This is a genomic window from Paraburkholderia largidicola, assembly GCF_013426895.1.
Classification (GTDB): Bacteria; Pseudomonadota; Gammaproteobacteria; order Burkholderiales; family Burkholderiaceae; genus Paraburkholderia; species Paraburkholderia largidicola.
Genome location: NZ_AP023175.1, coordinates 2,638,272 through 2,660,965 on the forward strand (window position 1 = coordinate 2,638,272; position 22,694 = coordinate 2,660,965).

18 protein-coding genes are annotated in these 22,694 nt (G+C 61.0%); 7 read left to right on the forward strand and 11 right to left on the reverse strand.

Annotated features, from left to right (window positions below; translation table 11 throughout):
- Positions 1 to 120: 120 nt before the first annotated feature.
- The 3 genes from irlR to PPGU16_RS28550 all read left to right on the forward strand — a co-directional run bounded on the left by irlR (position 121) and on the right by PPGU16_RS28550 (position 3,923).
- A complete protein-coding gene (irlR, locus tag PPGU16_RS28540) occupies positions 121 to 795 on the forward strand; it encodes a heavy metal response regulator transcription factor IrlR (protein ID WP_180723711.1) in 675 nt (224 codons plus the stop codon).
- 249 nt (positions 796 to 1,044) lie between these two features.
- Complete coding sequence (locus tag PPGU16_RS28545; protein WP_180723712.1) at positions 1,045 to 2,466, forward strand: heavy metal sensor histidine kinase; 1,422 nt, start codon at positions 1,045 to 1,047, stop codon at positions 2,464 to 2,466.
- A gap of 296 nt (positions 2,467 to 2,762) precedes the next feature.
- Entirely contained in the window at positions 2,763 to 3,923 is a 1,161-nt protein-coding gene (locus PPGU16_RS28550) for a porin (RefSeq protein ID WP_180723713.1), read from the forward strand.
- A 281-nt stretch (positions 3,924 to 4,204) separates the two neighbouring features.
- Here the strand turns inward: PPGU16_RS28550 and PPGU16_RS28555 are convergent, their stop codons facing one another.
- Complete coding sequence (locus PPGU16_RS28555; RefSeq protein ID WP_180723714.1) at positions 4,205 to 4,957, reverse strand: MipA/OmpV family protein; 753 nt, start codon at positions 4,955 to 4,957, stop codon at positions 4,205 to 4,207.
- A 778-nt stretch (positions 4,958 to 5,735) separates the two neighbouring features.
- Here PPGU16_RS28555 and PPGU16_RS28560 point away from each other — a divergent pair.
- The 3 genes from PPGU16_RS28560 (at position 5,736) to PPGU16_RS28570 (ending at position 9,041) form a co-directional block, all read left to right on the forward strand.
- Positions 5,736 to 6,359 (forward strand): hypothetical protein, encoded by a 624-nt coding sequence (locus PPGU16_RS28560; RefSeq protein ID WP_180723715.1) that lies wholly within the window; start codon positions 5,736 to 5,738, stop codon positions 6,357 to 6,359.
- Between the two features lie 22 nt (positions 6,360 to 6,381).
- Complete coding sequence (locus tag PPGU16_RS28565) at positions 6,382 to 7,806, forward strand: heavy metal sensor histidine kinase (RefSeq protein ID WP_180723716.1); 1,425 nt, start codon at positions 6,382 to 6,384, stop codon at positions 7,804 to 7,806.
- 401 nt (positions 7,807 to 8,207) lie between these two features.
- Positions 8,208 to 9,041: an EAL domain-containing protein gene (locus PPGU16_RS28570; RefSeq protein WP_243460623.1), complete on the forward strand. Its 834-nt coding sequence runs from the start codon at positions 8,208 to 8,210 to the stop codon at positions 9,039 to 9,041.
- A gap of 72 nt (positions 9,042 to 9,113) precedes the next feature.
- On the opposite strand, the gene PPGU16_RS28575 is transcribed toward PPGU16_RS28570, so the two are convergent.
- The 4 genes from PPGU16_RS28575 to PPGU16_RS28590 form a co-directional block, all read right to left on the reverse strand.
- A complete protein-coding gene (locus PPGU16_RS28575) occupies positions 9,114 to 10,256 on the reverse strand; it encodes a substrate-binding domain-containing protein (RefSeq protein WP_180723718.1) in 1,143 nt (380 codons plus the stop codon).
- A gap of 117 nt (positions 10,257 to 10,373) precedes the next feature.
- Entirely contained in the window at positions 10,374 to 11,372 is a 999-nt protein-coding gene (locus PPGU16_RS28580) for an ABC transporter permease (RefSeq protein ID WP_180723719.1), read from the reverse strand.
- Positions 11,369 to 12,976 (reverse strand): sugar ABC transporter ATP-binding protein, encoded by a 1,608-nt coding sequence (locus tag PPGU16_RS28585; protein ID WP_180723720.1) that lies wholly within the window; start codon positions 12,974 to 12,976, stop codon positions 11,369 to 11,371. Before PPGU16_RS28585 ends, PPGU16_RS28580 begins: the two co-directional genes overlap by 4 nt.
- 961 nt (positions 12,977 to 13,937) lie before the next feature.
- Entirely contained in the window at positions 13,938 to 14,855 is a 918-nt protein-coding gene (locus PPGU16_RS28590; RefSeq protein WP_180725240.1) for a LysR family transcriptional regulator, read from the reverse strand.
- 348 nt (positions 14,856 to 15,203) lie between these two features.
- On the opposite strand from PPGU16_RS28590, the gene PPGU16_RS28595 reads away from it, so the two are divergent.
- Positions 15,204 to 15,974, forward strand: coding sequence for a response regulator (locus tag PPGU16_RS28595; RefSeq protein ID WP_180723721.1), 771 nt, complete (start codon positions 15,204 to 15,206; stop codon positions 15,972 to 15,974).
- A gap of 162 nt (positions 15,975 to 16,136) precedes the next feature.
- On the opposite strand, the gene PPGU16_RS28600 is transcribed toward PPGU16_RS28595, so the two are convergent.
- The 6 genes from PPGU16_RS28600 to PPGU16_RS28625 all read right to left on the reverse strand — a co-directional run bounded on the left by PPGU16_RS28600 (position 16,137) and on the right by PPGU16_RS28625 (position 22,482).
- On the reverse strand, positions 16,137 to 17,105 hold the full coding sequence (locus PPGU16_RS28600) for a quinone oxidoreductase family protein (RefSeq protein ID WP_180723722.1): 969 nt from the start codon (positions 17,103 to 17,105) through the stop codon (positions 16,137 to 16,139).
- 16 nt (positions 17,106 to 17,121) lie between these two features.
- Positions 17,122 to 17,901: an alpha/beta fold hydrolase gene (locus PPGU16_RS28605; protein WP_180723723.1), complete on the reverse strand. Its 780-nt coding sequence runs from the start codon at positions 17,899 to 17,901 to the stop codon at positions 17,122 to 17,124.
- Positions 17,902 to 18,003: 102 nt separating this feature from the next.
- On the reverse strand, positions 18,004 to 18,330 hold the full coding sequence (locus PPGU16_RS28610; protein ID WP_180723724.1) for a DUF4148 domain-containing protein: 327 nt from the start codon (positions 18,328 to 18,330) through the stop codon (positions 18,004 to 18,006).
- Positions 18,331 to 18,636: 306 nt separating this feature from the next.
- Positions 18,637 to 20,382: a cytochrome c biogenesis protein DipZ gene (locus PPGU16_RS28615; RefSeq protein WP_180723725.1), complete on the reverse strand. Its 1,746-nt coding sequence runs from the start codon at positions 20,380 to 20,382 to the stop codon at positions 18,637 to 18,639.
- Positions 20,383 to 20,630: 248 nt separating this feature from the next.
- Entirely contained in the window at positions 20,631 to 21,386 is a 756-nt protein-coding gene (locus tag PPGU16_RS28620; protein ID WP_180723726.1) for a response regulator, read from the reverse strand.
- Between the two features lie 52 nt (positions 21,387 to 21,438).
- Positions 21,439 to 22,482, reverse strand: coding sequence for an alpha/beta fold hydrolase (locus tag PPGU16_RS28625; protein ID WP_180723727.1), 1,044 nt, complete (start codon positions 22,480 to 22,482; stop codon positions 21,439 to 21,441).
- Positions 22,483 to 22,694 lie beyond the last annotated feature (212 nt).

The window sequence follows — 22,694 nt, forward strand, 5'->3', positions numbered from 1 at the left end:
CAAGGCTCGAGGAAACCCGCAAAGCAGGGGCGGCCTTCCAAGGAAACTTTCGCTTTGCTATCGTTGTGCGCCTTCCGGAGGGTCTTCGGACCGAAAGTGATTCAAACGAGGTAACAGGTAATGCGAATTCTGATTGTCGAAGACGAAGGCATGACGGGCTTATATCTACGCAAGGGCTTGACGGAAGCGGGGTATGTCGCCGACTGGGTGGAGGACGGCATTTCCGGGCAGCACCAGGCTGAAACGGAGGACTATGATCTGCTCATCGTGGATGTCATGCTGCCAGGGCAAGACGGGTGGACACTGCTGCAGAATCTCAGGCGCAGCAAATCGACACCGGTTCTCTTTCTCACCGCGAGAGACGACGTGGGAGACCGGATCCGCGGGCTGGAACTCGGCGCCGATGATTACCTCGCGAAACCCTTCGACTTTGTCGAACTGACTGCGCGCGTAAAGTCGATCCTTCGCCGCACGCGGTCGCAGGATTCGAACACGCTGCGTGTGTCCGACCTGGAACTCGATCTCACACGTCGTAAAGCCACGAGACAGGGGAAAGTCATTCTGTTGACGGCAAAAGAGTTCGCGCTGCTGTGGCTTTTGATGCGGTGCGAAGGAGAAATTCTGCCGCGCGCGATCATTGCGTCAAAGGTGTGGGACATGAATTTCAGCAGCGACACGAACGTGGTGGATTCGGCTATCCGGCGCCTGCGCTCCAAACTGGACGACCCTTTCGAATCCAAGCTGATTCATACCGTCAGGGGCATGGGCTATGTTCTGGAAGTCCGAAATACGTAACTGGACGATCTGCTCATGAATCACGCATGGGAAACTGCAAAAGATGCGTCGTGCGGACTACCGCGCGCCTGACAGGTATCGGGATTTTTTGTGTTTTCTCAAAGTTGTCCCTGTTGCCGGCGTGCTTAATCACATGGCGACAACGGGTACAGTACTATGCTCTCGTCGACAGCGCGGAGGTCGCGGATCGAACTCTGAGGTGGATGGCATGCGCATTCTGCTCGTTGCAATAGCCGGCGTCAGCTAATCATGCTTCGTTATTTGCCGGGTAGCCTGCGTGTAAGGCTCACCGCGCTGATCGTTTTCCATGCATCGGTTGCGTTCGCGATCAGCGGATTCGCAGTCTATGAAGCGATGATGAGCCGTGTCGAAGCCAATGCGGCCGAACAGATGGAAGACGTGATGTCGGCACTCGATGCTCACCTCTCCGGGCTGAAATCGACGGCAGAGATCAGCCGTAATCCCGATGTCTGGAAGGAGCATGTGCATGGGCGCGAGTACATGGCATTTGCTATCTTCGACATGACGGGCAAGGCCGTACTGGCGACGCGAGGTTTTCGTGACTACTCGCGGGTTCTGGACGTACAGACGCCTCACAATCCTGTCAGTCTTTCCACACCCACTACCGCGTTACGATATCTCGTGACCATCGTGCCGCTTGGCGTGCACGACAAGGCTGCCGTTCGTGTCGTCGTACAGTACGACAGCAATGAAGAGCGAGAGTTGGTAAGGTCGAACATCGAGACCCTCTTTATCACGGAGATGGTCGGAATTCTGCTCGCGGCCATCTCGACTTATGGCGTAACGATGCTCGGGTTGAGCCCTCTGAGCCGCGTTGTCACACGAGCCGAGGAGATGTCGATCAACCGTCTCAGGCAACCTTTGCCGAAGCTCGCCAACTCGGGTGAATTGCTGGAACTGGGGCAGGCGTTCAACGGCATGCTGGCGCGTCTGGACGACGCGTTCACACGCTTGAACGAGTTCTCCTCGAATCTCGCACATGATCTGCGCACTCCGCTCACGAACTTGCGGGCAGCGGCTCAGTTTGCGCTCGCGCAATCACGTGCTGCGCCCGAATACCGCGAAGTCATTGAATCGAGCCTAAGCGAATACGAGCGCTTGTCCCGAATGATCGACGACATGCTTTTTCTCGCGCGCGCCGAGCGGGCTGACCTGGTGTTGTCGATCCGCGAGTTCGACGCGGCGGCGGAAGCAGGTCACGTCGTTGGCTTTTACGAATCGCTGGCACGAGCGTCGAATATCACTATCGATATCCGTGGAGAGGGGTTCATCTATGCCGACCTGTTGTTGTATCAGCGCGCGGTTAGCAATTTGCTCGCTAATTCGATCGCGTACGCGCCGCGCCATTCGACGATCGACGTCGAATGTCGGGAGGAACCGGGTGCGGTAATGGTTCTGTTGACCGACCGTGGTCCAGGCGTTGCACCGCCCCATGCGGAACGAATCTTCGAACGTTTCTATCGCACCGGGCAAGCCCGCCAAAACGACATCTCCAGCGGAGCAGGACTCGGGCTTGCCATCGTCAAATCAATCATGGATTTGCACCGCGGATCGTGCGGTGTGAAAAGTGATCCCGCTATCGGCACGACGTTCTGGTTGCGGTTTGTGTCACAGGAAGAGCCGACGGGCGCACCCTCGCGAAAAGCCTAAGCAGGTTTTGACATTATTGATCCGCGCGCGAATCATCAGGCGTGGTTTCCGGGAGACATAAACAATAAAGAGAACTCGATGTCTTGGCGCATCACGGGCTTTTTATTTCATTGAAAACAATCTTCTATGCGTATTGGTCAGATAACCGTTCTTTTTCTGAAATCAACTGTAGTGCCGTGCTAAAGCGGAAGTGCTTCAAATCGATGGAATACTTTGGAATCTGACTCGTCAGATCACCGATTGCTTTTGCTGTTCCGGCGGTCGGGGAGATTTCCATGTACCTAGGAGTTTGAAGCATGAAACAACATATTATTCTTGCCTGTGCGGTATGTACCTTTGCCGTGAGTGCGCATGCGCAAAGCAGCGTGACCCTTTACGGCTCAATCGACGCAGGGATCACCTACGCGAACAACGTCGGCGGGAAGAGTGTCTGGCAGCAGGGTAGCGGCAACCTGTCGGACAACTACTTTGGCTTGCGCGGTGCCGAGGATCTCGGCGGCGGCCTGAAGGCCATCTTTACGATGGAGAGCGGCTTCGATCTGAACAACGGCGGCTTCCATAACAGCGACGATGTTTTCAACCGGCAGGCTTTCGTCGGTCTGAAGAGTGACCAGTACGGCGCTGTGACGCTGGGCCGTCAATACGATTCGACCTCGGAGTATCTCGGACCGCTGTCGGCGGCAGGCGGAGGCTTCGGAAACAATCTCGCCGGTCACCCGTTCGACAACGACAACCTCGCGCAGACGGTCTCGACCAAAAATGCCATCAAGTACACAAGCTCGAACTATGCGGGCATGCAGGTCGGTGCCATGTATGGCTTCAGCAACGACGCGAACGGCTTTGCCAACGGCCGCACGTGGAGCCTTGGCGCCAGGTACGGTACCGGTCCGTTGAACGTCGCGGCCGGTTACACGCAGTCGAACAATTCAGGCGGACTCGGGGCGCCGAACAGCGCAGCGTCGGCGAGCCAGAACATTTCGGCCACGCTTCAGCGCACGTATGGTCTGGGCGCAACCTATGCATTCGGTCCTGCACAGGTCGGGCTCGTGTGGACGCACTCACAGCTCGACGGTCTCGCAAGCCTCTCGAGTGGCGGTGCTGCATTGCCCGGTCTCACGGGGATGAACCTGCACCTCGACAACTATGAAATCAACGGCCAATACCGTGTTACGCCGGCGCTGGCGGTCGTCAGTTCCTACACGTTCACCGACGGCACAGTGACGGGCAACAGCAGCGGCAATTCTCCGAAGTGGCACACATTCGTTCTGGGTACGGACTATTCGCTCAGCAAGCGTACCGACGTGTACCTGGCCGGCGTGTACCAGCACGCTTCGGGCTCGCTTGGTTATGACGCGAACGGTAACGGCATCACGAACGTGGCATCCATCAATATGCTGACACCGTCGTCGACCAACAACCAGGTTGCGGCAACGATCGGGTTGCGTCACCGCTTCTGATCGGCGCTGATCGGGCAGATGACGCAATGCGTCGTCTGCCCTACGTGTGACCGACTTCGCCGATCGTCCTTCCGTGTCCCATGGTTGGACCGCGGTGGCGAAGGCTCGCTTGTCAAAGCGAGGTGACGTTAGCAGACAGAATGCGCGAAGCAATGCGCACGATGCGACGTGTGCGGAAGCGTCTTTCAGCGCGTGGAAATGAAACCGGGTCGCGCGCGTACGGGACTGCGCTGAAGAGTGCGGTATGCATGTGTCGGCACATGCATACCGCAACGACGGAATTAAAAGCGGTACGCTAGACCAACCGATCCGAAGAGGGCAGCCTTGTGTTCCACGACGGGGCTGTCGGCTGCGTCACCCACCAGGCTCGACACGCCCAGCACGGCTGCCGTGCTCCAATGCGGGTTGATCTGGTGTTTCCAGGTGACGCTTGCATCAACCCCCTTGATACCCGCTGAAGGCGAATATGCGGCGAGCCTCGACTGGCTGGCGACTGACTCCTGCCCGGTCACGCCGAAATAGGTGTTCATATAGTCTTCGTTACCGAAAGTCGCACCCACGGCCAGATGAACCGTGTTCTTCGGCGTGGCCAAAGCGGTGTAACCGCCCGTGAGACGGACTTTCAGACCATATCCGTCGTGCGTCGCCTGCAGGGCGTTGAGCGACGCGCGCCATCTGCCGTGACGCCAATCGACGAAAGCGCCAAGGCGGGCCGTGTTGGAAATGTCATCGGTTCCTGCCAGGCGGGAGGAATCGTCAGCATCCCGCCCGAAGTCGAACTGCGCGATCAAACCTGTCGAAAATCCAGCCCCGATCGGATAGCGTATTCCGGCTGAGAGACCGGAAACAAAAAAGAGCCCATTGTCATAGGCGAACACAGGCAGAGGCAGTGCGCGGTACGATGCCGCGCCGTCGTATTTGGGCATGACGTTGACTTGTGCGCCAAGCGAGGCCTCGGCCGGGTAGGCGGGGCTGGATGGGATTGCCATGGCTGCGCCAATGGTTAGCGCCGCTGCGACGTGAAGATATCGCATGAATAATTCCTTGAATGATCGACCTGATGGGTCAGGGCTGACAATTGCGCCAGGACGTCTGGCGGCTATGTCGGGTGCGAAGTTCTTGTAGATCGGCTTCGTCAGGGGCGTAACAACTGCGGTGTTGGCATGCGCTTGAACGCAAGGTCGATGCGCTGTCGCGGAGAACAGCCGTGACAGAGAGCAGTGTTGAAGGCCTGGAAGGTCAAACGTCGTTGGTGGCTCTTAAAAATTGAATTGGTGAGTGAAGTTACTGATCATGATCTGGCGTCTTTAAGAAAAGAAAAAATGTGACCTTAATGAGTAGGCATGCTTATCAATGATTGATTGAGTAAGACGAGAATTTAATTGCCAGGAATTTTTACTCTACCGTCGTTCTAAAGAAAACACCGTCCAGATTGGTCATTTCTCGAACTCGAGTTGTCGTTTGAATAACGGAATTTATGTTGAATCAAAGATTTGATTCATGCTTGAAGTTGAAGCCGAGACTCGTGATACAAAAAGCCTTTTAGTCTTCGTTTTGGACCCTATGAAGCAACGGGGAGAATCGGGCATCGTGTGGTTATGCCGCCTATAGCCGAGCCGACGATGCCCACACGAAGCGAACCCAAGGCGAAATTCACTGGAACCCTCCGAGGCGGGGAAACTGGAAGTGATCGCGTCGGTGATGTCAGGCGAGAACGGAAGGTCGACTGACGTGTGCCCCTTGACTCGATATCGAAGCAAAGCCGGCTGATAGACCTCGTTATCAGAATCCCTTTAGAACAGGAAAATGCGGATGAATAAAGCAGCAACTCTGGCAGTGGCAGTCATCGTGAGCGTTGGAATGACATCATGGGCGAGTGCGCAGACCGCTCAAGCCGCTCGAACCGCTTCAGGCACGCAAGAGCAATCCGCACTCGCCACGCGCGTACAGTCGCTTCTCGCGAAAGCGTCCCCGGTGGAGATCAGGGCCAAAATATCGGATATCGACCGGGCTTCGCGCATCATGACGTTGCATGGGAAGAAGGGGCACGACATCGACGTCGCGATCGGGCCGCAGGTCGACAATTTCGATCAGCTTCGGGTGGGCGACGACGTCGAAGTGCTCTACAAAAACGCACTGCTGGTGTCTGCCGACAAGGTCGGAGACGCGGACAAGGGCATTCGCAAACGCGTTGATTCGAGCGTGTATCAGTCGACACCGTCGGGATACAGCGCCGCGCGCCAGGTCGAGGTTCAGGCGACGGTGCTGCATATGGACGCGAAAAAGCGCGAGGTGCGGTTGCGTGGCGCCTATCGGACCGTTACGCTCGTAGTCGGTCCCGATATCGATTTCAAGACTTTAACAGTGGGCGATACCGTTCACGCCGTATTCGTGTCGGCCTATGCGACGCGAGTGACGCCAATTAATGCACGTTGATGCGCGTTGGCGTGCGAAACCGATGATCAATCGGTTTGCGCCGCGAAGCCTGGGGGCGAGACTTACCGCGCTGATTTTCTTCTCTACGTCGATCATTCTGGCGCTCAGCGGTGCCGCGCTTTACGAGGCGCTGCGCAGCCGTATGGCCGTCTCGGCAGGCGGTCATATGCAGACCACGCTGGAGGCCCTGCAGGTCGATCTCGCCAGCGTGCGCGCGACGACCGACATCTCGAACCATCCTCATGTCTGGACCGATCAGATGGATGGCCATCAGAACATGGACATGGCCATCTACGATATGGCCGGGAACCGTCTCGTCGGCACGAGCGGCTTTCAGACATCCGCAGTGCTTCGCGACCTGTCGTCAGACACACGGACGGCTGCGTTCGATACCCGAGGTGCAAGGTTCCGCTATCTCACGGCGGTGACGCGGCTCGCGGGGGCGGGCTGCGTTTCCGTGCGCGTCGTCGTCCAGTACGACAAGTCGGACAACCTGGCGTCATTGCGCGCACATGCATGGACGATCGTGCTGATCGAAGTCGTGGGCGTAGGGATAGCGGCCGCCTTTGCCTATGCGATTGCCGTGTTCGGACTAAGCCCGCTTCGGCGCTTCGTCTCATACGCAGAAGAGATGTCGTCGAGCCGACTGGCGCAACCTTTGTCGGGATTCGATACTTCGGAAGAACTCAAGGAATTGGAGCACGCCTTTAACGGCATGCGGGAAAGACTGAACGATTCGTTTACGCGCCTCAGCCAGTTTTCCTCGAACCTCGCGCACGATATGCGTACGCCGTTGACCAATCTGCAGGCGGCCGCGCAGGTGGCGCTTTCGCAGCCGCGCACAGCGGAGGAATACCGTGACGTCATGGAATCGAGCGTGGACGAGTATCGGCGTCTTTCCTGGATGATCGAAGACATGCTCTTCCTTGCCCGATCCGAGGCGACGCATGCGGTCGGCGAGCTTCGCCGGCTCGACGCCGTAGCGGAGGCCGAACGGGTTGCCGGTTACTACGAGCCGATGGCGTCGGATGCGGAAGTCACGATCGTGGTGAGTGGGTGCGCCACCGTTCGCGCGAACCTGTTGCTCTATCAGCGTGCGTTGAGCAATCTGCTTTCCAATGCGCTCGCGCACGCACCGCGCGGATCGGCTGTTCTGGTCGATTGCCGGGAGGAGGGCGGTGTAGCGGAAATCACCGTTACGGATGCTGGCGTCGGTATAGAGGGAAAGCACGTCGAGCGCGTCTTCGAACGGTTTTACCGTGTCGATCCATCGCGGCGCAACTCCGGATCAGGTACAGGCCTCGGGCTGGCGATCGTGAAGTCGATCATGGAAAGCCATGGCGGCCAATGTGGTGTGGAAAGCCGGCCGGGTGTGCGCACGACGTTCTGGCTTCGCTTTCCCGCTGGCGATGTAAGACCGGATGCTGACACGAGCCAACCACGCTGATCGGAATGTCCGGCAACGCAAATCGTCAATCAGGTATCGAAACTAACGGCGTGCCGCGTGGCGCGGCCAAAAAAACGGGCGACCGAAGTCGCCCGAAACGGAGGTCGATCGAGCACTCCGTTGGGTAACAGAGAACTTCGATACTGGACACATCAGCGACGCGCACCATCGACTCGCCGCTGACAGAACGATTCTGTCGCATGACTCATCACGTCGCATTGCCAGGGATCAATAGCAAGGGATGCGCGGCTCAATTCTGCATCGGCCGTTCTCGAGCTTCCGGCCACATGTCGCGCGCGTACCTCGAAGCGTCGACCATGACGTAAATCTCATGTCCGCGTCATGGAAGCGCACCGCCCCGACGGCATGCTATGTACTCTGCCTGTCAATCGCACGACTTTATGATCTCCGAACTCGCATTACCCGAGCAGCTAAGACTGGCCATCGCCCGTAAGACACTCGAGGTGTTTTATCAGCCTGTCGTCAGGCTTGCCGACAACAAATGCGTCGGTGTCGAATCGCTACTCAGGTGGCGGCTGCACGGACAGGATATCTCGCCGGAGATCTTTGTTGGCGTGGCTGAAGAGCATCGGCTCATGGCACCCTTGACCGATTTCGTGCTCCATAAGAGCCTCGAGGATCTGGCTTGCATACTGAGTTCTGACCGGTCATTTCGCGTATCGATCAATGTCGGCAGCGACGATCTACGCAGTGTCCGCTTCCTCGACGTGCTCGCACAAGCGTTGAAATGGACGGGCGTGCACGCCTCGCAAGTGGGAATCGAAGCGACGGAACGAGGCTTCATGCATCCGGACGCAACGCGCAGCGTCATTGCCGCGCTCAGGTGGGCGGGACATCCTGTTTATATCGACGACTTTGGGACGGGCTATTCGTGTCTTTCCTACCTCGGGACCTTTCACGTCGATGCCCTGAAGCTCGACAAGGCGTTCGTCAGTCCCGTCGAGAATGCTCACGCCAGTTGCGTAGTGGCGCCGCGCATCATCGCGATGGCGCACGACCTGGGCATGGAGATCGTCGCCGAAGGCATCGAATCGGCGGCGCAGGCAGAGTATCTGCTGGATAAAGGCGTGCAGTACGGACAGGGCTGGTACTTCGCCAAAGCCATGCCGATTAGCGAACTGGTGCCGTGGCTAGAGCAGCATGCACAGTCGGGGAAGAAGGGTGAGCGTGGGCGTTGCGCCGGTGCGCCGCATTTGCAGTTATTGCGCGCGTAAAAAAGAGCGAAGCCCGCAAAGGCTCCGCTCTCAGGCAAACTCAGTCAACTGCATTAAAGCATCTGCAATTCATTACCCACAAGCAGGCGCTGCCTTCTTGCACGCATCGGCCAGTTGCGGCGGCGGATCTTTCTTGAACACCGTCTTGTACGATTCGAGCACGTTGGATTGAACGACGGGCAGCGATTGCACGCCGATCCATGCCGGCGGCGTCTGACCGATCAGCGCCTTCATCATCGCCATCGCTTCGGCGACACCCTGGTCGTACGGACGCTGCGAACCCGTTGCCTTGAGCGGACCGCCCTTGGCGATTTCGATTGCCGATTCAAGTCCGAGATCGACCGTCGTCACGGGCGTATTGATGCCTTGTGCGCGCATCGACGTCAGCGTGTCGAGCGCGGGCTGGTCCCATACGGCAAACACGCCCTTCACGTCGGGATTCGCGGTGAGGAAGTCGCCCGCAATCTGGCCGACCTTCGACGGGTCCGTGAACGCGACCTGCTTGACCTTGATGTCGGGGCGATTCTTCTTCAGCCACTCGTTGACGGCCTTCGTGCGCTCCGTCGTACTGAAGTAGTCGACGCCGAAGTTCACGAGACCGACCGTGCCGCCTTTCGGTACGCACGATGCAAGTACCTTCGCCGCGATCTGGCCATTGCCCTCGCTATCCGCGGACACCATCGCCGCGTACTGCTCGGGATGCTTGAGGCCTGTCGGCACGTTGTCCATGAACACGAGCTTGATGCCTGCCTGCGAGACCTTCTTGTAGGTGGCAGCCGTCGCCGTGCCGTCGACGGGAATCGAAATGATGCCGTCAGGATGGCGCTGGATCGTGTTTTCGATGTCGGCGATCTGCTTGTCGACCTGATACTCGGCCGATGCCGTGCCGATCACTTCGACGCCGTATTTCTTCAGCGTATCGGTGATGCCGGCGACCTGGAGTTGCGACCAGTCGAGGTTCATCGTCTGCATCGAGATGCCGACCTTGAACTTGCCGGCCTTGACCTTCGCGGCCTCGGCATCCGTCAGCTTGACGGCATCAGCGGATGCTGCCTTCTCGCCATTCGGTCCTTGCCCGACGATGCCCGCCGGTCCAATCGATTTCGCAGGCAGGCTCGTGCATGCCTGCGCAAACGCCTGCGAACAGCACATGGCCAGCGCAGTCGCCGCCACCACACTCGCCAGCCTCGCTCCTGATACACGACGGTCGTTCATGTTTTCCTCCGTTGGTCGTGATGTACTGCGTCTCCTGCCGTTTTTGGAATTGCCCTTTTTGGCCCGACGCGCAACGCCGCATGCGCAAGAGGCCGATCGACTGTCACCGCTGAATGTTCATTTGCGGGTGAACGCGACTGCCGCGACGATGATGACGCCCTTGATGACGAGTTGCAGCGACGAACTGACGCCGAGCAACACGAGGCCGTTATTCAGCGTGCCGATGATCAGACTGCCGAGCAGCGTGCCGAGAATGAAGCCGCGTCCGCCGAACAGACTGCAGCCGCCCAGCGTGACGGATGCGATCACGTCGAGTTCCATGCCCTGCACGACGTCCGGCCGCGCCGCATGCGAACGCGCCGACAGCACGAGCGCGGCGAGACCGGCCAGCACGCCTGTCAGCACGAACGCGAGCGTCGTCACGCGCCGGATGTTGATGCCCGAATAGAGCGCGGCAGTCGGGTTGCCGCCTGCCGCGTAAATCTGCCGGCCGAACACGCTGTAGTGCAGCAGCAGGATGCCGCCGATCACGGCAAGCAGTGTCCACAGAATCGGCACGGGGACGCCCGCAATATCGCCTTCGCCGAAGATCGCGATGAAGTGATCGTTGGTGATGATCTCGGGGCGCGTGGTGGTGACCATCAGCGCGAGGCCGCGCGCCGCGCTCAGCGTGCCGAGCGTGACGAGGAACGACGGAATGTTCAGGCGCGTCGTGACGAAGCCGTTGATCGCGCCGACGATCGCGCCCGTGCCGATGCCCGCAATCGCGCCGACGATCCAGGTATCGCTGATATGCGACATCGCCAGCGCGGCCGACATGCCCGACAGCGCGAGCGCCGAGCCGACGGAGAGATCGATCTGCCGCGCGATGATCACGAACGTCATGCCGATCGCGATGATCGACACGAGGGCCGTCTGCCGCCCGATATTGAGGAAGTTGTCGATCGACAGAAACCACGGCGACGCGAAGCTGAACACCACCAGCAGAATCGCGAACGCGATATACAGCATGTACGGGCGATCGCCCTGTAGCAGACGCCGCGCAATGCGCCAGGCGCGGCCGTGACGCTGGGCGGCCTGTTGCTCGGCGGGCATGGGCGAAACGGACTCGTTCATGTTGCAAGCTCTTCAGTAGGCCGGGGGAGTTGAATGAGATGGTGCAGTTCTTCGGCGGTGCGTAACTGCGCGCGCTCGACGGTTCGCACGATCGAGCCGTCCACCACGATGGAAATGCGGTCGCACAGCCGCAGCAGTTCGTCCAGATCCGACGACACCACGACGACGCCCGTGCCCGCGCTGGCCGCGTCATGGACCACGCCATAGATTTCTTCGCGCGCGCCGACATCGACGCCCACGGTTGGCTCATCGAGCAGCAACACCTTCGGGCGCGGATGATTCCACTTGGCGAACACGACTTTCTGCTGGTTGCCGCCCGAGAGAAACTTCACATGCGTCGACGCATCGGGCGCCTTCACGGACAACTGCTTCATCGCCGTGCGTGCCTGTTGCGCGGCGGCTTGCGCGCGCAGCCAGCCGCCGCGCGAAAACTGCGGCAGGCGCGGCAAGGTCAGATTGCGTTCGATCGAATGATCGAGCACGAGTCCTTGCAGATGCCGGTCTTCCGGCACGAGCGCGATGCCGCGCTGGATCGCGTCGCCGGGGCGACGCGCGGCGAGCGGCTGGCCGTCGAGTTCGATCGAGCCGGCGTCGATCGGCCGCAGGCCGAAGATGGTCTGCAATATCTCGGTGCGGCCGCTGCCGATCAGCCCTGCAAGACCATGCACTTCGCCCTTGCGCACCGCGAAATTCACGCCGTGCAAACGCGCGTTGCTCACGTTCGATAGCGCCAGCACGGGAGCATCGAGCGTGTTCGGTTCTGCTGTTTGTGCTGCTTTGCTTTGGACGGTTTGCGCCGACGCGCCCGTCGAGGTTTCCTGCCGGGCCTGCATCGCAGCATGACGCGGGCCGACGATCGCCGCGACGAGTTGTTTCATGTCGGTGTCCGCCGTGGCGAAATGACCGGCGTTCGCGCCGTCGCGGAACACGGTCACGCGCTGCGAGATGCGAAACACCTCGTTCAGCCGGTGCGTGACGTAAATCACACCGACGCCGCGCGCTGTCACAGTGCGGATTGCGTCGAAGAGAATCTGTTCCTCGCCGCCTGTGAGGGCAGACGTCGGTTCATCGAGAATGAGCACGCGCACGTCGCCCATCAGCGCCTTGCAGATCTCGGTCATTTGCCGGTACGCGAACGGCAGGGAATCGACGGGTACGCGGGGATCGAGCGGGATATTGTGTTCGCGCAGAAAAGCGCCGACTTGCGCCATCAGTTCGCGCTGTCTGACGAAGCCGAGGCGGGTGCGTGGCTCGCGCCCGAGCATCAGGTTGGCACCGACCGACAACGATTCGACGAGACTCAGGTCCTGATAGACGACGGCGACGCCTGCCTCGCGCGACCTGGCTGGCGATTCGAACGCGACCTTCTGGCCGGCGATTTCGATTGAGCCCTCGTCGTAGGTGTGGACGCCGCTGAGTATTTTGATGAGGGTGGATTTGCCAGCGCCGTTTTCGCCGAGCAGGGCGTGGACTTCGCCCGGCAGGACTTCCAGATTGACGCCGCGCAGCGCCTGCACGCCACCGAATTTCTTGGTGACGCCTGCAACGCGGATCAATGGCACACGGGGCGATGAAGCGGCCGCGACCGCAACCGGCTCACTCATCCTGGAGTCTCCTTCGTCGGTATGACGAATTCTTATGTTTCGCGATCGGATCGCGGTATATGTTGTGATCTTCGCATCAGGCAAATGATGCGTCAATAACATTTAGCCCCTATATGGTTTGTTATTGTTGGGGTTTTGGAATGATTGTAGCGTGGAATGTGATGATTCTATCGTTTTTGGTGCCTTCGGGGCGGGCGTTGCCGGTTGGGGTAGGGGTAGGGGTTGGGGTAGGGTTTGGGGTTGGGGTTTTGGCCCTTGCGCTGGCATCCGCGTTTTGCTTCTGGTTCGCATGCGTTGCCCCTGTGCGGGGCGGCACCTACTTTTCTTTGCCGCCGCAAAGAAAAGTAGGCAAAAGAAAGCGGCTCACACCGCCAATCCTTGTTCTTATCCACGGGCCCCCAACGTCCCCACACTTCTCACGGTAACGCGTTGTTCATTGCCCGTTGCCAGCGCTTCGAACAATCGCGTCACCCACTTCAGGCACCCGTACAACCGTCAGCGGTAGCGAATGGCTTGTGCCGCCCAAGTGGCAAACGGTGTGCAGGTTGTCGCACCGTACAGATCAGCGTGCTTACCAGAAACACCAATCCTGCTACACAGTCCGGAGTAATGCGCCTATGGCGCGAATGCCTACACACAGTTTGCCACCTGGGCGGCTGAGGACTATGTGGCGCGGCGTGCTGAGACGTGGGGGCATGAAGCAGGTGAGGCGTACAGGGAGAACGTTGGCAACGAGCGCGGACTGGTGCGTTGCCGTGTGAAGCGTAAGAACCTGTGGGGGCCCTCAGGCAAACACATGTGCTGGCGGTGTTAGCCGCTTTCTTTTGCCTACTTTTCTTTGCGGCGGCAAAGAAAAGTAGGTGCCGCCCCGCACAGGGGCAACGCTAGCGAACCAATAACAAAACGCGGATGCCAGCACAAAGGCAGGCAAACCACCCAGCGTCGCAGACAAAAAAAACACCTACCCCTGCACATCAAACACCGACAGCCTTCGCTGAATCCACTCAAGCAAGGCCGCCGGCCCCGGCCCCAACATACGACTCGTCTTCACCAGCAACCTCGCATGCGTACTCTGAAAAACGGGATGATCGACCGGCACGGTCGTCAACTCACCGCTTGCCACTTCGCGCCGCGCAGCAAACTCCCCAATCAACGTGACGAAGTTCTCCACCGCCACCATCCGTTTAAGCACAGCCAGCGAATTGGTCGTCATAGCCGGCTCGATCTGCACGCCCTCGGCGATTTCCAGCATCTTCACCGCGTGCCCGATCCCGAACGTCTGCGGCATCAGCGCCAGCGGAAACGCCCGCAAATCCTGAATCGTAGCGGCCCGCTTTCGCATCGCAAGCGGATGCCCGCGCCGTAACAGCAACACCGCCCGCTGCACCGAACTCGCGCGACACTGAAGCCGCGGATGCGGCGGCGGGTTATACGCCAGCCCGATATGCGCGCGGCTTTCAGCCACCTCTTCAACGATGCCATCGCGTGCCAGCATGCTCATCTCGATCGTCAGCGCGGGATACTGCGCGCAGAACGGCGCGAGCACGTCCTCGGTCAGCGTATCGACGAAACCTTCGCTGACGGCCAGTTGCACCCGTCCATGACGCAGGCCGCGAAAAGCATGCAGCTGATCTTCGAGTTTTTCCTGCTGCGACTGGCAGCCCTCCCAGAACTCCAGCAGATGCGCTGCCGGTTCCGTCGGCCGGGCGCCTCTCGCGCCCCGCTCGAACAGCGTGACCCCCAGCTCCTCTTCGAGCAGCCGGATCTGCCGCGTGATGACCGACGGCGATGTGTTCATGTCGTCGGCGGCGCCACGAATCGATCCCTGCGTCAGGACCGCGTAGAAATATCTCAGGCGCTGGTGGTTGATTGTTCGCATCGTTGTCAGACCCATGAAATCTCGAGTGTTGCCCGTTGGGCAACGGAGAGTGAGCACAGTTGCTGTTGTGTCAACGATGGGTTCCTGCCACCATGCGCGCACATTAACCCGCACCCGATGGCCGGTGTGACGCGTGTCGACGCTGCTCATTTGAGCATCGGGATGTATCCGTCACATGTCGTGAAGTGGCGCGCCGGCAGTGTTTTGTATCGGCGGGTGTGGGCCGGATACATGCGCGTACGAATGCGGCGACCGTGCGGGCATCCCGCCACGTCGCGCCGTCAGTGCGATCCGGAAGCAGTGCATTCCGCCGCAGTCGCCGTTGCAGCCGCAGTCGTTGAACCTGTCATGAAGAAGCTCGAACACGTGTTGATCGTCGATGACGATCGTGAGATCCGCGAACCGGTCGCCATCTATCTGCAACGCAATGGCATGCGGGTATCGCGCGCGTCCAGTGGGCGCGACATGCGCGTGGCGCTCGACCGCGACCCGCCCGATCTCATCGTCCTCGACGTGAGACTGCCAGATGCGGATGGCCTGTCGCTGTGCCGCGAATTGCGCGCAGGCGAATTTCACGCGATACCCATCGTCATGCTGTCCGCACGTCACGATGAAGCGGACCGCATCGTCGGCCTCGAACTGGGCGCCGACGACTACATGGCCAAGCCGTTTGCGATCCGCGAACTGCTGGCGCGCATCCGTGCCGTCCTGCGCCGCACCAACATGCTGCCGCCGGGGATGCGCGTCGCCGAATCGGCCACCGTGCTGCGCTTCGGCGAATGGCGGCTCGACACGGCGGCGCGCCGTCTGCTCGATCCCGAAGGCACGGTGGTCGCGTTGAGCGGCGCGGAGTACCGGCTGTTGCGGGTATTCCTCGATCATCCGAACCGCGTGCTCACGCGCGACCAGTTGCTGAACCTGACGCAAGGGCGTCACGCCGATCTGCTCGACCGTTCGATCGATCTGCTCGTGAGCCGCGTGCGTCAACGGCTGCAGGACGGCGTGCGCGACGGACGCTTCATCAAGACGCTGCGCAATGAAGGCTATCTGTTCTCGGCCACGGTCATGCGTGTCGCCAGTCATGTATCAGATGCGCCTTTACTCGACTGCACCACGTAGCGTTTCGTCGTGGTTGTGTGTCGTGTGATTTCAGTTCTTCAAATGACTACCGGGGGATAGTGGGCTTGTTAATGGATGACCTTTAACAAGCCCATGTTCCCTTGAGTTCTCCCCGACAGGAGAGCTGTCGCGTTGTCCGATCGGCAGCGTGCCCGAGTTCGCCTAAGGAATCAGCAGCAGCTTGCCCGTCGTCCTGCGGCTTTCCATATCGGCATGCGCACGTGCGGCATCCGCAAGCGGATAGACGCCGCCGATCCGCACGTCGAGCACGCCCGCGATGATCCAGTCGAACAGTTGCTTCGCACGCGCGCGCAGCAGGGCGGGCGTGTGGATATGATCAGCGAACGTCGCGTAGCCGATCTTGATGCTCTTCGGCAGGCTCATGATATGAAGCGGGCCTGCCGCGCCCAGCACGGGCCCATACCAGCAGAACGTGCCGGAGCGCCGCAGCGATGCGAGCGAGCCTTGAAACGTCGCCGGCCCCGAACCGTCGTAGACGACGTTCACGCCTTCGCCGTCGGTGATGCGCATCACGTCGTCGGCGAACCGGCCTTCACTGTCGACGATCACATGATCGGCGCCCGCTTGCCTCGCAGCTTCGATCTTGTCTTCATGCGACACGCGACCGATCACCATACCGCCGCGCAGCTTGATGATCTGCGTCAGCAACAGCCCGAGGCCGCCCGCTGCCGCATGCACCAGCGCGATGTCGCCCTGACGCACGGGGTAGAAGTCAGTCGCGAAGTGACTGGCCGTGAGGCCCTGCATCATCACGGCTGCGGCGGTGGTGTGGTCGATCGCATCCGGAATCGGGACGAGCGAGGCGGCCGGTATCGCAACACGCTGCGCATAGCTGCCGGGCGCATAGACCCACGCGACACGCTGTCCCGGCCGGATATCCTCGACGTCGTCGCCGACGCTCAGCACGCGCCCCGCGCCTTCGACGCCCAGCGGTTTCGGATTCGCCATCGTCGACCAGATGCCGCCGCGCCGCACGCCGACGTCCATAAAGTTGACGCCTGCCGCATCCACGGCGACGACGACAAGGCCCTGACCGGCAACAGGATCGCCGCATTCGGCCAGCCGAAGCTTCTCCGGCCCTCCCGGACCGTCCATCACGATGGTCTTCATGTCGTGCGTCCCCGCATCAGCGCGCGTTGCGAGCCGCCGCGATGATCGCGTTGGCGACTGCTTCGGGCTGGCTCAGCATCGCGACGTGGCTCGCGTCGACACGCGTCACCTGCGCATGGATCTGCGTCGCCATCTTCGCCTGCAACTGCGGATCGATCATCTTGTCGCGGCCGGGAATCACGAAGTACGACGGCTTCTCGTGCCAGGCGGCCTGCGTCACCTTGTCGTTCAGGCAGCCGGAAAACCATGGCCCTTGCGTCGCGGCGACGATGCGCTGCTGGCCTGCGGGCAGATCGAGCGCGAAGTCGTCGCGCACCGCTTTGTCCGACAGCGTCAGATAGCCGGCCGCATCCTTCCGCAGTTCGTTCGCCCAGGCGGGCGGCTTCATGCCCTGCGTGATGTCGGCGATCGACTGGTTGGCGTCGGGCGCGAAGGCCGCGACGTAGACGAGCGACTTGACCTTGTCGTCGTTGCCCGCCTGGCTGACGACCACGCCGCCCCACGAATGACCGACCAGCACGACAGGTCCTGTCTGCTGATCGATGACGCGTTTCGTGGCCGCGACATCGTCGGCGAGCGAACTCAATGGATTCTGCACGGCGACGACATGCAGTCCATGTGCTTCGAGCAGCGGGATCACGCGGTTCCAGCTCGATCCGTCGGCGAATGCGCCGTGAACGAGAACGACACTGGTGCCTTTGAGATCGGCTTGCGTGGCCGCCTGCGCCGTCTGCAATGCGAAAAGTCCGCACAGCATCGTGGCGAACGCGAGGATGGTCCTGAAGCTTCTTGTCATTGTGTTGCCCCTGAGTACCGCGTTATCGATGGATGTTTTTCTGCTGCGTCAGTCGGGCGCTCCGTTGCGAGCATGCATGCATCGGCAACGGAGCCGTGGCGATTACGAATGCGCGTAGATCGGTTCGAGACCCAGCACATCTTGTTGCGGAGCGGGCGTTTGCGCGGTGTCACGATGCGCGCCCGAGTTCGATTGACCTGCTGCGACGCCGCCGTATGCAGCACCCTTTTCAGCCTGGATGCGCGACAGCGCGGCTTCGATGTTCTTCGGGTATTGCGTGTTGTCGCTCGCCGGGTTGTAGCCGGCCTGTTGCAACTGGACCAATTCGGCGCGCACCTGGGCGCGGGTCACGGGCTGGCTCGACTGCGCGAACGACACAGCGGGAGCGGCGATCAAGGCTGCAACGATGAGGGATTGAACGAGTTTCATGAGTATTCTCCAGTAGTGAAGCGGGTCTGCGTTGATGTCATTCCGGGCGGTCATCGCGCTTTGCGTATTGCACTTGCGATGCCTTCGCGCCCGGTCAGTCGCACTGTCATGAATCAACCTTGCGTGTCGTTATTTGAACCCGCTCACGTATCTGGCTTGTTTCAAGAACGCGCCGGAATGTAAGCCAGTATTTCTCTATCGCGGATATACACATTGCGGTACAAATCTCGGGCAGCGGCTTGCCAATGACAAACGCCACTGCGCCGCGAAAGCGCAGTGGCGTTTCACGAAGCGTTGCGGCCAGGTTCAGCCGAACGTGAACGAGAAGGCCTGCACACCCGGATCGAGAAACTCGATCGTGAAGGTACGGTCGCGCACGGCGTCGTGCTGGCGCACCAGCTGATACAGGCGCGCGCTCGTCACGACACCACTGCCGTCGGCGGCGACGTCGGCGCCATGGGAGTCGCCGGGAGCCGCGCCGTCGATCGTGACGCGAAAGCGTACGGGCTTGCCATTCGCGCCGGGGCCGAGCACGAGATGCAGGTCGCGTGCGTGGAAGCGGTAGGCGATGCGCCCATGCGCGTCAGCGAGCACGGCCGCTTCGCCGCCCACGATCCACTTCCCGCCGAATGCCCAGCTATTGAGTTGCAACTGCGACGGCACGGAGTACGCAGCGACGTCGTCGGGCCGGAGGTCTTCCGGCGATGCGAAGCCGCGCGCCTGCTGATAACCCACATAGGTCTCGCCCGATTCGACATCCCGGTTATCTGCGGCCGCCTGTGCGCCGGCGCCCTGAATGGGCGGCAGATCGCGCGCTTGCATCGTGTGCCCCGACTCCGCCAGCAACTGCTGGATGACCTTCTCGGCTTCGGCATAGCCGCCTTCGCCGAAATGGTGATACCGGATGCGGCCTTGTGCATCGACGATATAGAACGCAGGCCAGTACTGGTTGCCGAACGCCTGCCAGATCTTGTAGCCGTTATCGATCGCGACGGGGTAGTGCACGCCGAGATCGGCGACGGCGCGCTTCACGTTCGACGGATCGTGCTCGAAGGCGAACTCCGGCGTATGCACGCCGACCACTACGAGACCGTCGTTACGATAGCGGTCCGACCACGTCTTCAGATACGGCAGCGTGCGCAGGCAGTTGATACACGAATACGTCCAGAAGTTGACGACGGCGACCTTGCCGCGCAATGCATCGCTGGTGAGCGGCGGCGAATTGAGCCAGCTCTCGGCGCCATCGAGCGAAGGCAGACGGCCTTCGACGGGCAGCGCGGACGGCACCTTTGCGCTGATGCGCTGGATGTGCGGCTTCTGGCTGCTGTTCGCAGAAAGCAGACCGACCAGCCGGCTTTCGACACCCGTCGTCGACGTCGACGGCACATGCGCGAGGGCGCGCGTATCGAAGCCGAAGCCGATGGCCGTGACGCTGAGCAGCACCAGCGCGCCCATCGCGCGGCGGACGCGCTCGCCAAGACCGAGCGATCGCTTGAGTCCGTCGAGCGCCTGCTTGCCGAGCCCCGACACAACGGCGAGCGAGCTGGCCGCGCCGAGCGCATACGCGGTCAGTGCCGCCGCCGTCGCCCAGGTCGCGCCATGCAACGCGGCGCCCGTGAGAATCAGGCCGAGAATCGGGCCCGCGCAAGGCGCCCACAAGAGTCCCGTCGCCACGCCGAGCAGCAGCGCAGAGCCGATCTGGAACCGTGTGCCGCGCATTTGCGACAGCGCGGCGACGCGGTTGCCGATCCCGAAGAACGGGCGCGACAGACGCGCCGCGAGTGCCGGGAACAGCAGCGACGCGCCGAACACGCCGAACAGCGCGAGCGACACCCAGCGCCCGTAGTGGTTCAGCTGCGCGGCGCCGCTCAAGCCGGCAATGCCGACGCCCGTGACGAGCGCGAACGTGATAGCCAGGCCGAGCAGCAGCGGCAGCCGGCCCGTCACGAACGGCTTGTCGGAACGGGCGAAGACGAATGGCACGACGGGCAGGATACATGGGCTCAATATGGTGAGCACCCCGCCCAGAAACGCAATGACGATGAGTAACATGGAACCGACCTCCTGATCCGGAAACGGTTGATTCAACCGGTTTGCACGCTGCGCATGTCGTTCTCGCGCGTGCCCTTGTGACGGATTAGAGCCCGCACATGTATCCGGCGGATTTCAGGAGGGAGGGGTTGCGTATCGCGATGTATCGGCCAGACGGGCCGGATACATGGCGATACAAACGTGGTGATACGAGCGCAGACAGGCGGGGCTAAAACGACGTCATAAAAACGCCAGGGGCGCGCCACGCATCACGCCTGCTGCCTCGCGCGCGCTTCCTCGACAGCCTTCACCGTCGACGAAAACACATAGCCCTCGTTGCGCAGCGTCTTGATGTAGCGCGGCACGCGGGCGACGTCGCCGAGCCGTTGCCGCAGACGGCTGACCAGCAGGTCGATCGAACGATCGAACGGCTCGGCGTTGCGCCGCTGCGTCAGATTGAGCAGCTGGTCGCGCGTCAGCACGCGTTGCGGGTGATCGAGAAACGCGCGCAGCAGCCGGTATTCCGCGCCGCTCAACGCGACCACGGCATCCTCGGTGTCGAGCAGGTGACGCGCGGTGGTATCGAGCCGCCAGTCGCCGAAGCTCAACATCTCCGTCGATTCCTCGACCAGCATGCCGGGCGGCAGCATGCGCGTGCGCCGCAGCACCGCGCGGATGCGCGCAAGTAACTCGCGCACCGCGCATGGCTTGGCCAGATAGTCGTCCGCGCCCATCTCCAGACCGATGATCCGGTCCATCTCGTCGCAATGCTCGGTCAGCATCATCACGGGCACCGCGCGATAACGCCCCGCGCGCAGCCAGCGGCATAGCGCGAGGCCGTCTTCGCCCGGCAGCATCACATCGAGCAGGATCACATCGGGCGTATGCCGCTCGAGCACGGCGTGCATGTCGCGCCCGCTGGACGCGAGCGATACGCGCATGCCGTTTTTCTCCAGATAGCTGGCGACGAACTCGCGCATACCGCGGTCCTCGTCGACGATCAGAACGTGGTCGGGTTTGTCCATGATGTCAGGTCAGGCGCGACGATTGGCGTGTGATGGTTGAACGCATCCGGGATCAAAGCCGGGTGACCTGCAAGACGGCTTCGGCGAATGCCTGGGGCGCTTCCTGCGGCAGGTTGTGACCGATGCCGCCGCTCACATTGCGGTGCTGGTACTTGCCCGTGAACATCTTCGCGTACGCGGACGGATCGGGATGCGGCGCGCCGTTCGCGTCGCCTTCCATCGTGATGGTCGGCACACCGATGGTGGGCAGCGCCGCGAGACGCTGCTCGATCTCGTCGTATTGCGGCTCGCCTTGCACGAGTCCCAGACGCCAGCGGTAGTTGTGAATCACCACGGCCACGTGATCGGGGTTGTTGAACGATGCCGCCGTGCGCTGATACGTTGCATCGTCGAAATGCCATTTGGGCGATGCGAGTTGCCAGATCAGCCGGTTGAAGTCGTTGCGGTTGGCCGCATAGCCCAGTTCGCCGCGCTCGGTGGCGAAATAGAACTGATACCACCACGCGAATTCCGCCTTGGGCGGCAGCGGCTTGCGGTTCGCCTCCTGGCTGCCGATCAGATAGCCGCTCACCGACACCAGCCCCTTGCAGCGCTGCGGCCACAACGCAGCGATGATGCACGCGGTGCGCGCGCCCCAGTCGAATGCGCCGAAGATGGCCTGATCGATCTTCAATGCATCCATCAGCGCGATGATGTCGACGGCGACCACGGCCTGCTGGCCGTTGCGCGGCGTTTCGTTGGCCAGAAAGCGCGTCGAGCCGTAGCCGCGCAGAAACGGCACGATCACCCGATAACCCGCCGCCGCGAGAATCGGCGCGACATCGACGAACGCGTAGATGTCATACGGCCAGCCGTGCAACAGGATGACGGGCTGCCCGTCCTTCGGGCCCATGTCGACGTAGCCGACGTTCAGCGTGCCCGCGTCGATCTGCTCGATCGCATCGAACGACGTATGGCGTGCGGCTTTCTTTGCGGCATGCGCGCTCTTCGTGCCCTGCGCGTGCGCGAGGTTGCCGAGGCCCAGTTCCAGCAGCCCGATGCCTGCCGCAGTCGTCCCGATCAGGCGACGGCGGCGCAGATTCACCGTGTCTTGCATATGCGTTCTCCTTTTATTCGTACAGTTTTTTGTCAGAGTCGTTCGGGCGGCTCGCTCCGTTCATGCAGGGCAAGATGACCGATCGCCGCTTCAAAGCATCGATGTGCAAAGAGTAATCTGCGGCTTGCATGTGTTCCATACAATCTGCATCTAGCCAGCTGATTCATATGGATGGGCAACCGCATACGTTCGTATAGGTTACGCCGGGTTTC

Bases quoted from the DNA above. Each gene is read 5' to 3' on its own strand.
- irlR (WP_180723711.1), top strand. From the start codon at position 121: ATGCGAATTCTGATTGTCGAAGACGAAGGCATGACGGGCTTATATCTA.
- PPGU16_RS28545 (WP_180723712.1), top strand. From the start codon at position 1,045: ATGCTTCGTTATTTGCCGGGTAGCCTGCGTGTAAGGCTCACCGCGCTG.
- PPGU16_RS28550 (WP_180723713.1), top strand. From the start codon at position 2,763: ATGAAACAACATATTATTCTTGCCTGTGCGGTATGTACCTTTGCCGTG.
- PPGU16_RS28555 (WP_180723714.1), bottom strand. From the start codon at position 4,957: ATGCGATATCTTCACGTCGCAGCGGCGCTAACCATTGGCGCAGCCATG.
- PPGU16_RS28560 (WP_180723715.1), top strand. From the start codon at position 5,736: ATGAATAAAGCAGCAACTCTGGCAGTGGCAGTCATCGTGAGCGTTGGA.
- PPGU16_RS28565 (WP_180723716.1), top strand. From the start codon at position 6,382: ATGATCAATCGGTTTGCGCCGCGAAGCCTGGGGGCGAGACTTACCGCG.
- PPGU16_RS28570 (WP_243460623.1), top strand. From the start codon at position 8,208: ATGATCTCCGAACTCGCATTACCCGAGCAGCTAAGACTGGCCATCGCC.
- PPGU16_RS28575 (WP_180723718.1), bottom strand. From the start codon at position 10,256: ATGAACGACCGTCGTGTATCAGGAGCGAGGCTGGCGAGTGTGGTGGCG.
- PPGU16_RS28580 (WP_180723719.1), bottom strand. From the start codon at position 11,372: ATGAACGAGTCCGTTTCGCCCATGCCCGCCGAGCAACAGGCCGCCCAG.
- PPGU16_RS28585 (WP_180723720.1), bottom strand. From the start codon at position 12,976: ATGAGTGAGCCGGTTGCGGTCGCGGCCGCTTCATCGCCCCGTGTGCCA.
- PPGU16_RS28590 (WP_180725240.1), bottom strand. From the start codon at position 14,855: ATGCGAACAATCAACCACCAGCGCCTGAGATATTTCTACGCGGTCCTG.
- PPGU16_RS28595 (WP_180723721.1), top strand. From the start codon at position 15,204: ATGAAGAAGCTCGAACACGTGTTGATCGTCGATGACGATCGTGAGATC.
- PPGU16_RS28600 (WP_180723722.1), bottom strand. From the start codon at position 17,105: ATGAAGACCATCGTGATGGACGGTCCGGGAGGGCCGGAGAAGCTTCGG.
- PPGU16_RS28605 (WP_180723723.1), bottom strand. From the start codon at position 17,901: ATGACAAGAAGCTTCAGGACCATCCTCGCGTTCGCCACGATGCTGTGC.
- PPGU16_RS28610 (WP_180723724.1), bottom strand. From the start codon at position 18,330: ATGAAACTCGTTCAATCCCTCATCGTTGCAGCCTTGATCGCCGCTCCC.
- PPGU16_RS28615 (WP_180723725.1), bottom strand. From the start codon at position 20,382: ATGTTACTCATCGTCATTGCGTTTCTGGGCGGGGTGCTCACCATATTG.
- PPGU16_RS28620 (WP_180723726.1), bottom strand. From the start codon at position 21,386: ATGGACAAACCCGACCACGTTCTGATCGTCGACGAGGACCGCGGTATG.
- PPGU16_RS28625 (WP_180723727.1), bottom strand. From the start codon at position 22,482: ATGCAAGACACGGTGAATCTGCGCCGCCGTCGCCTGATCGGGACGACT.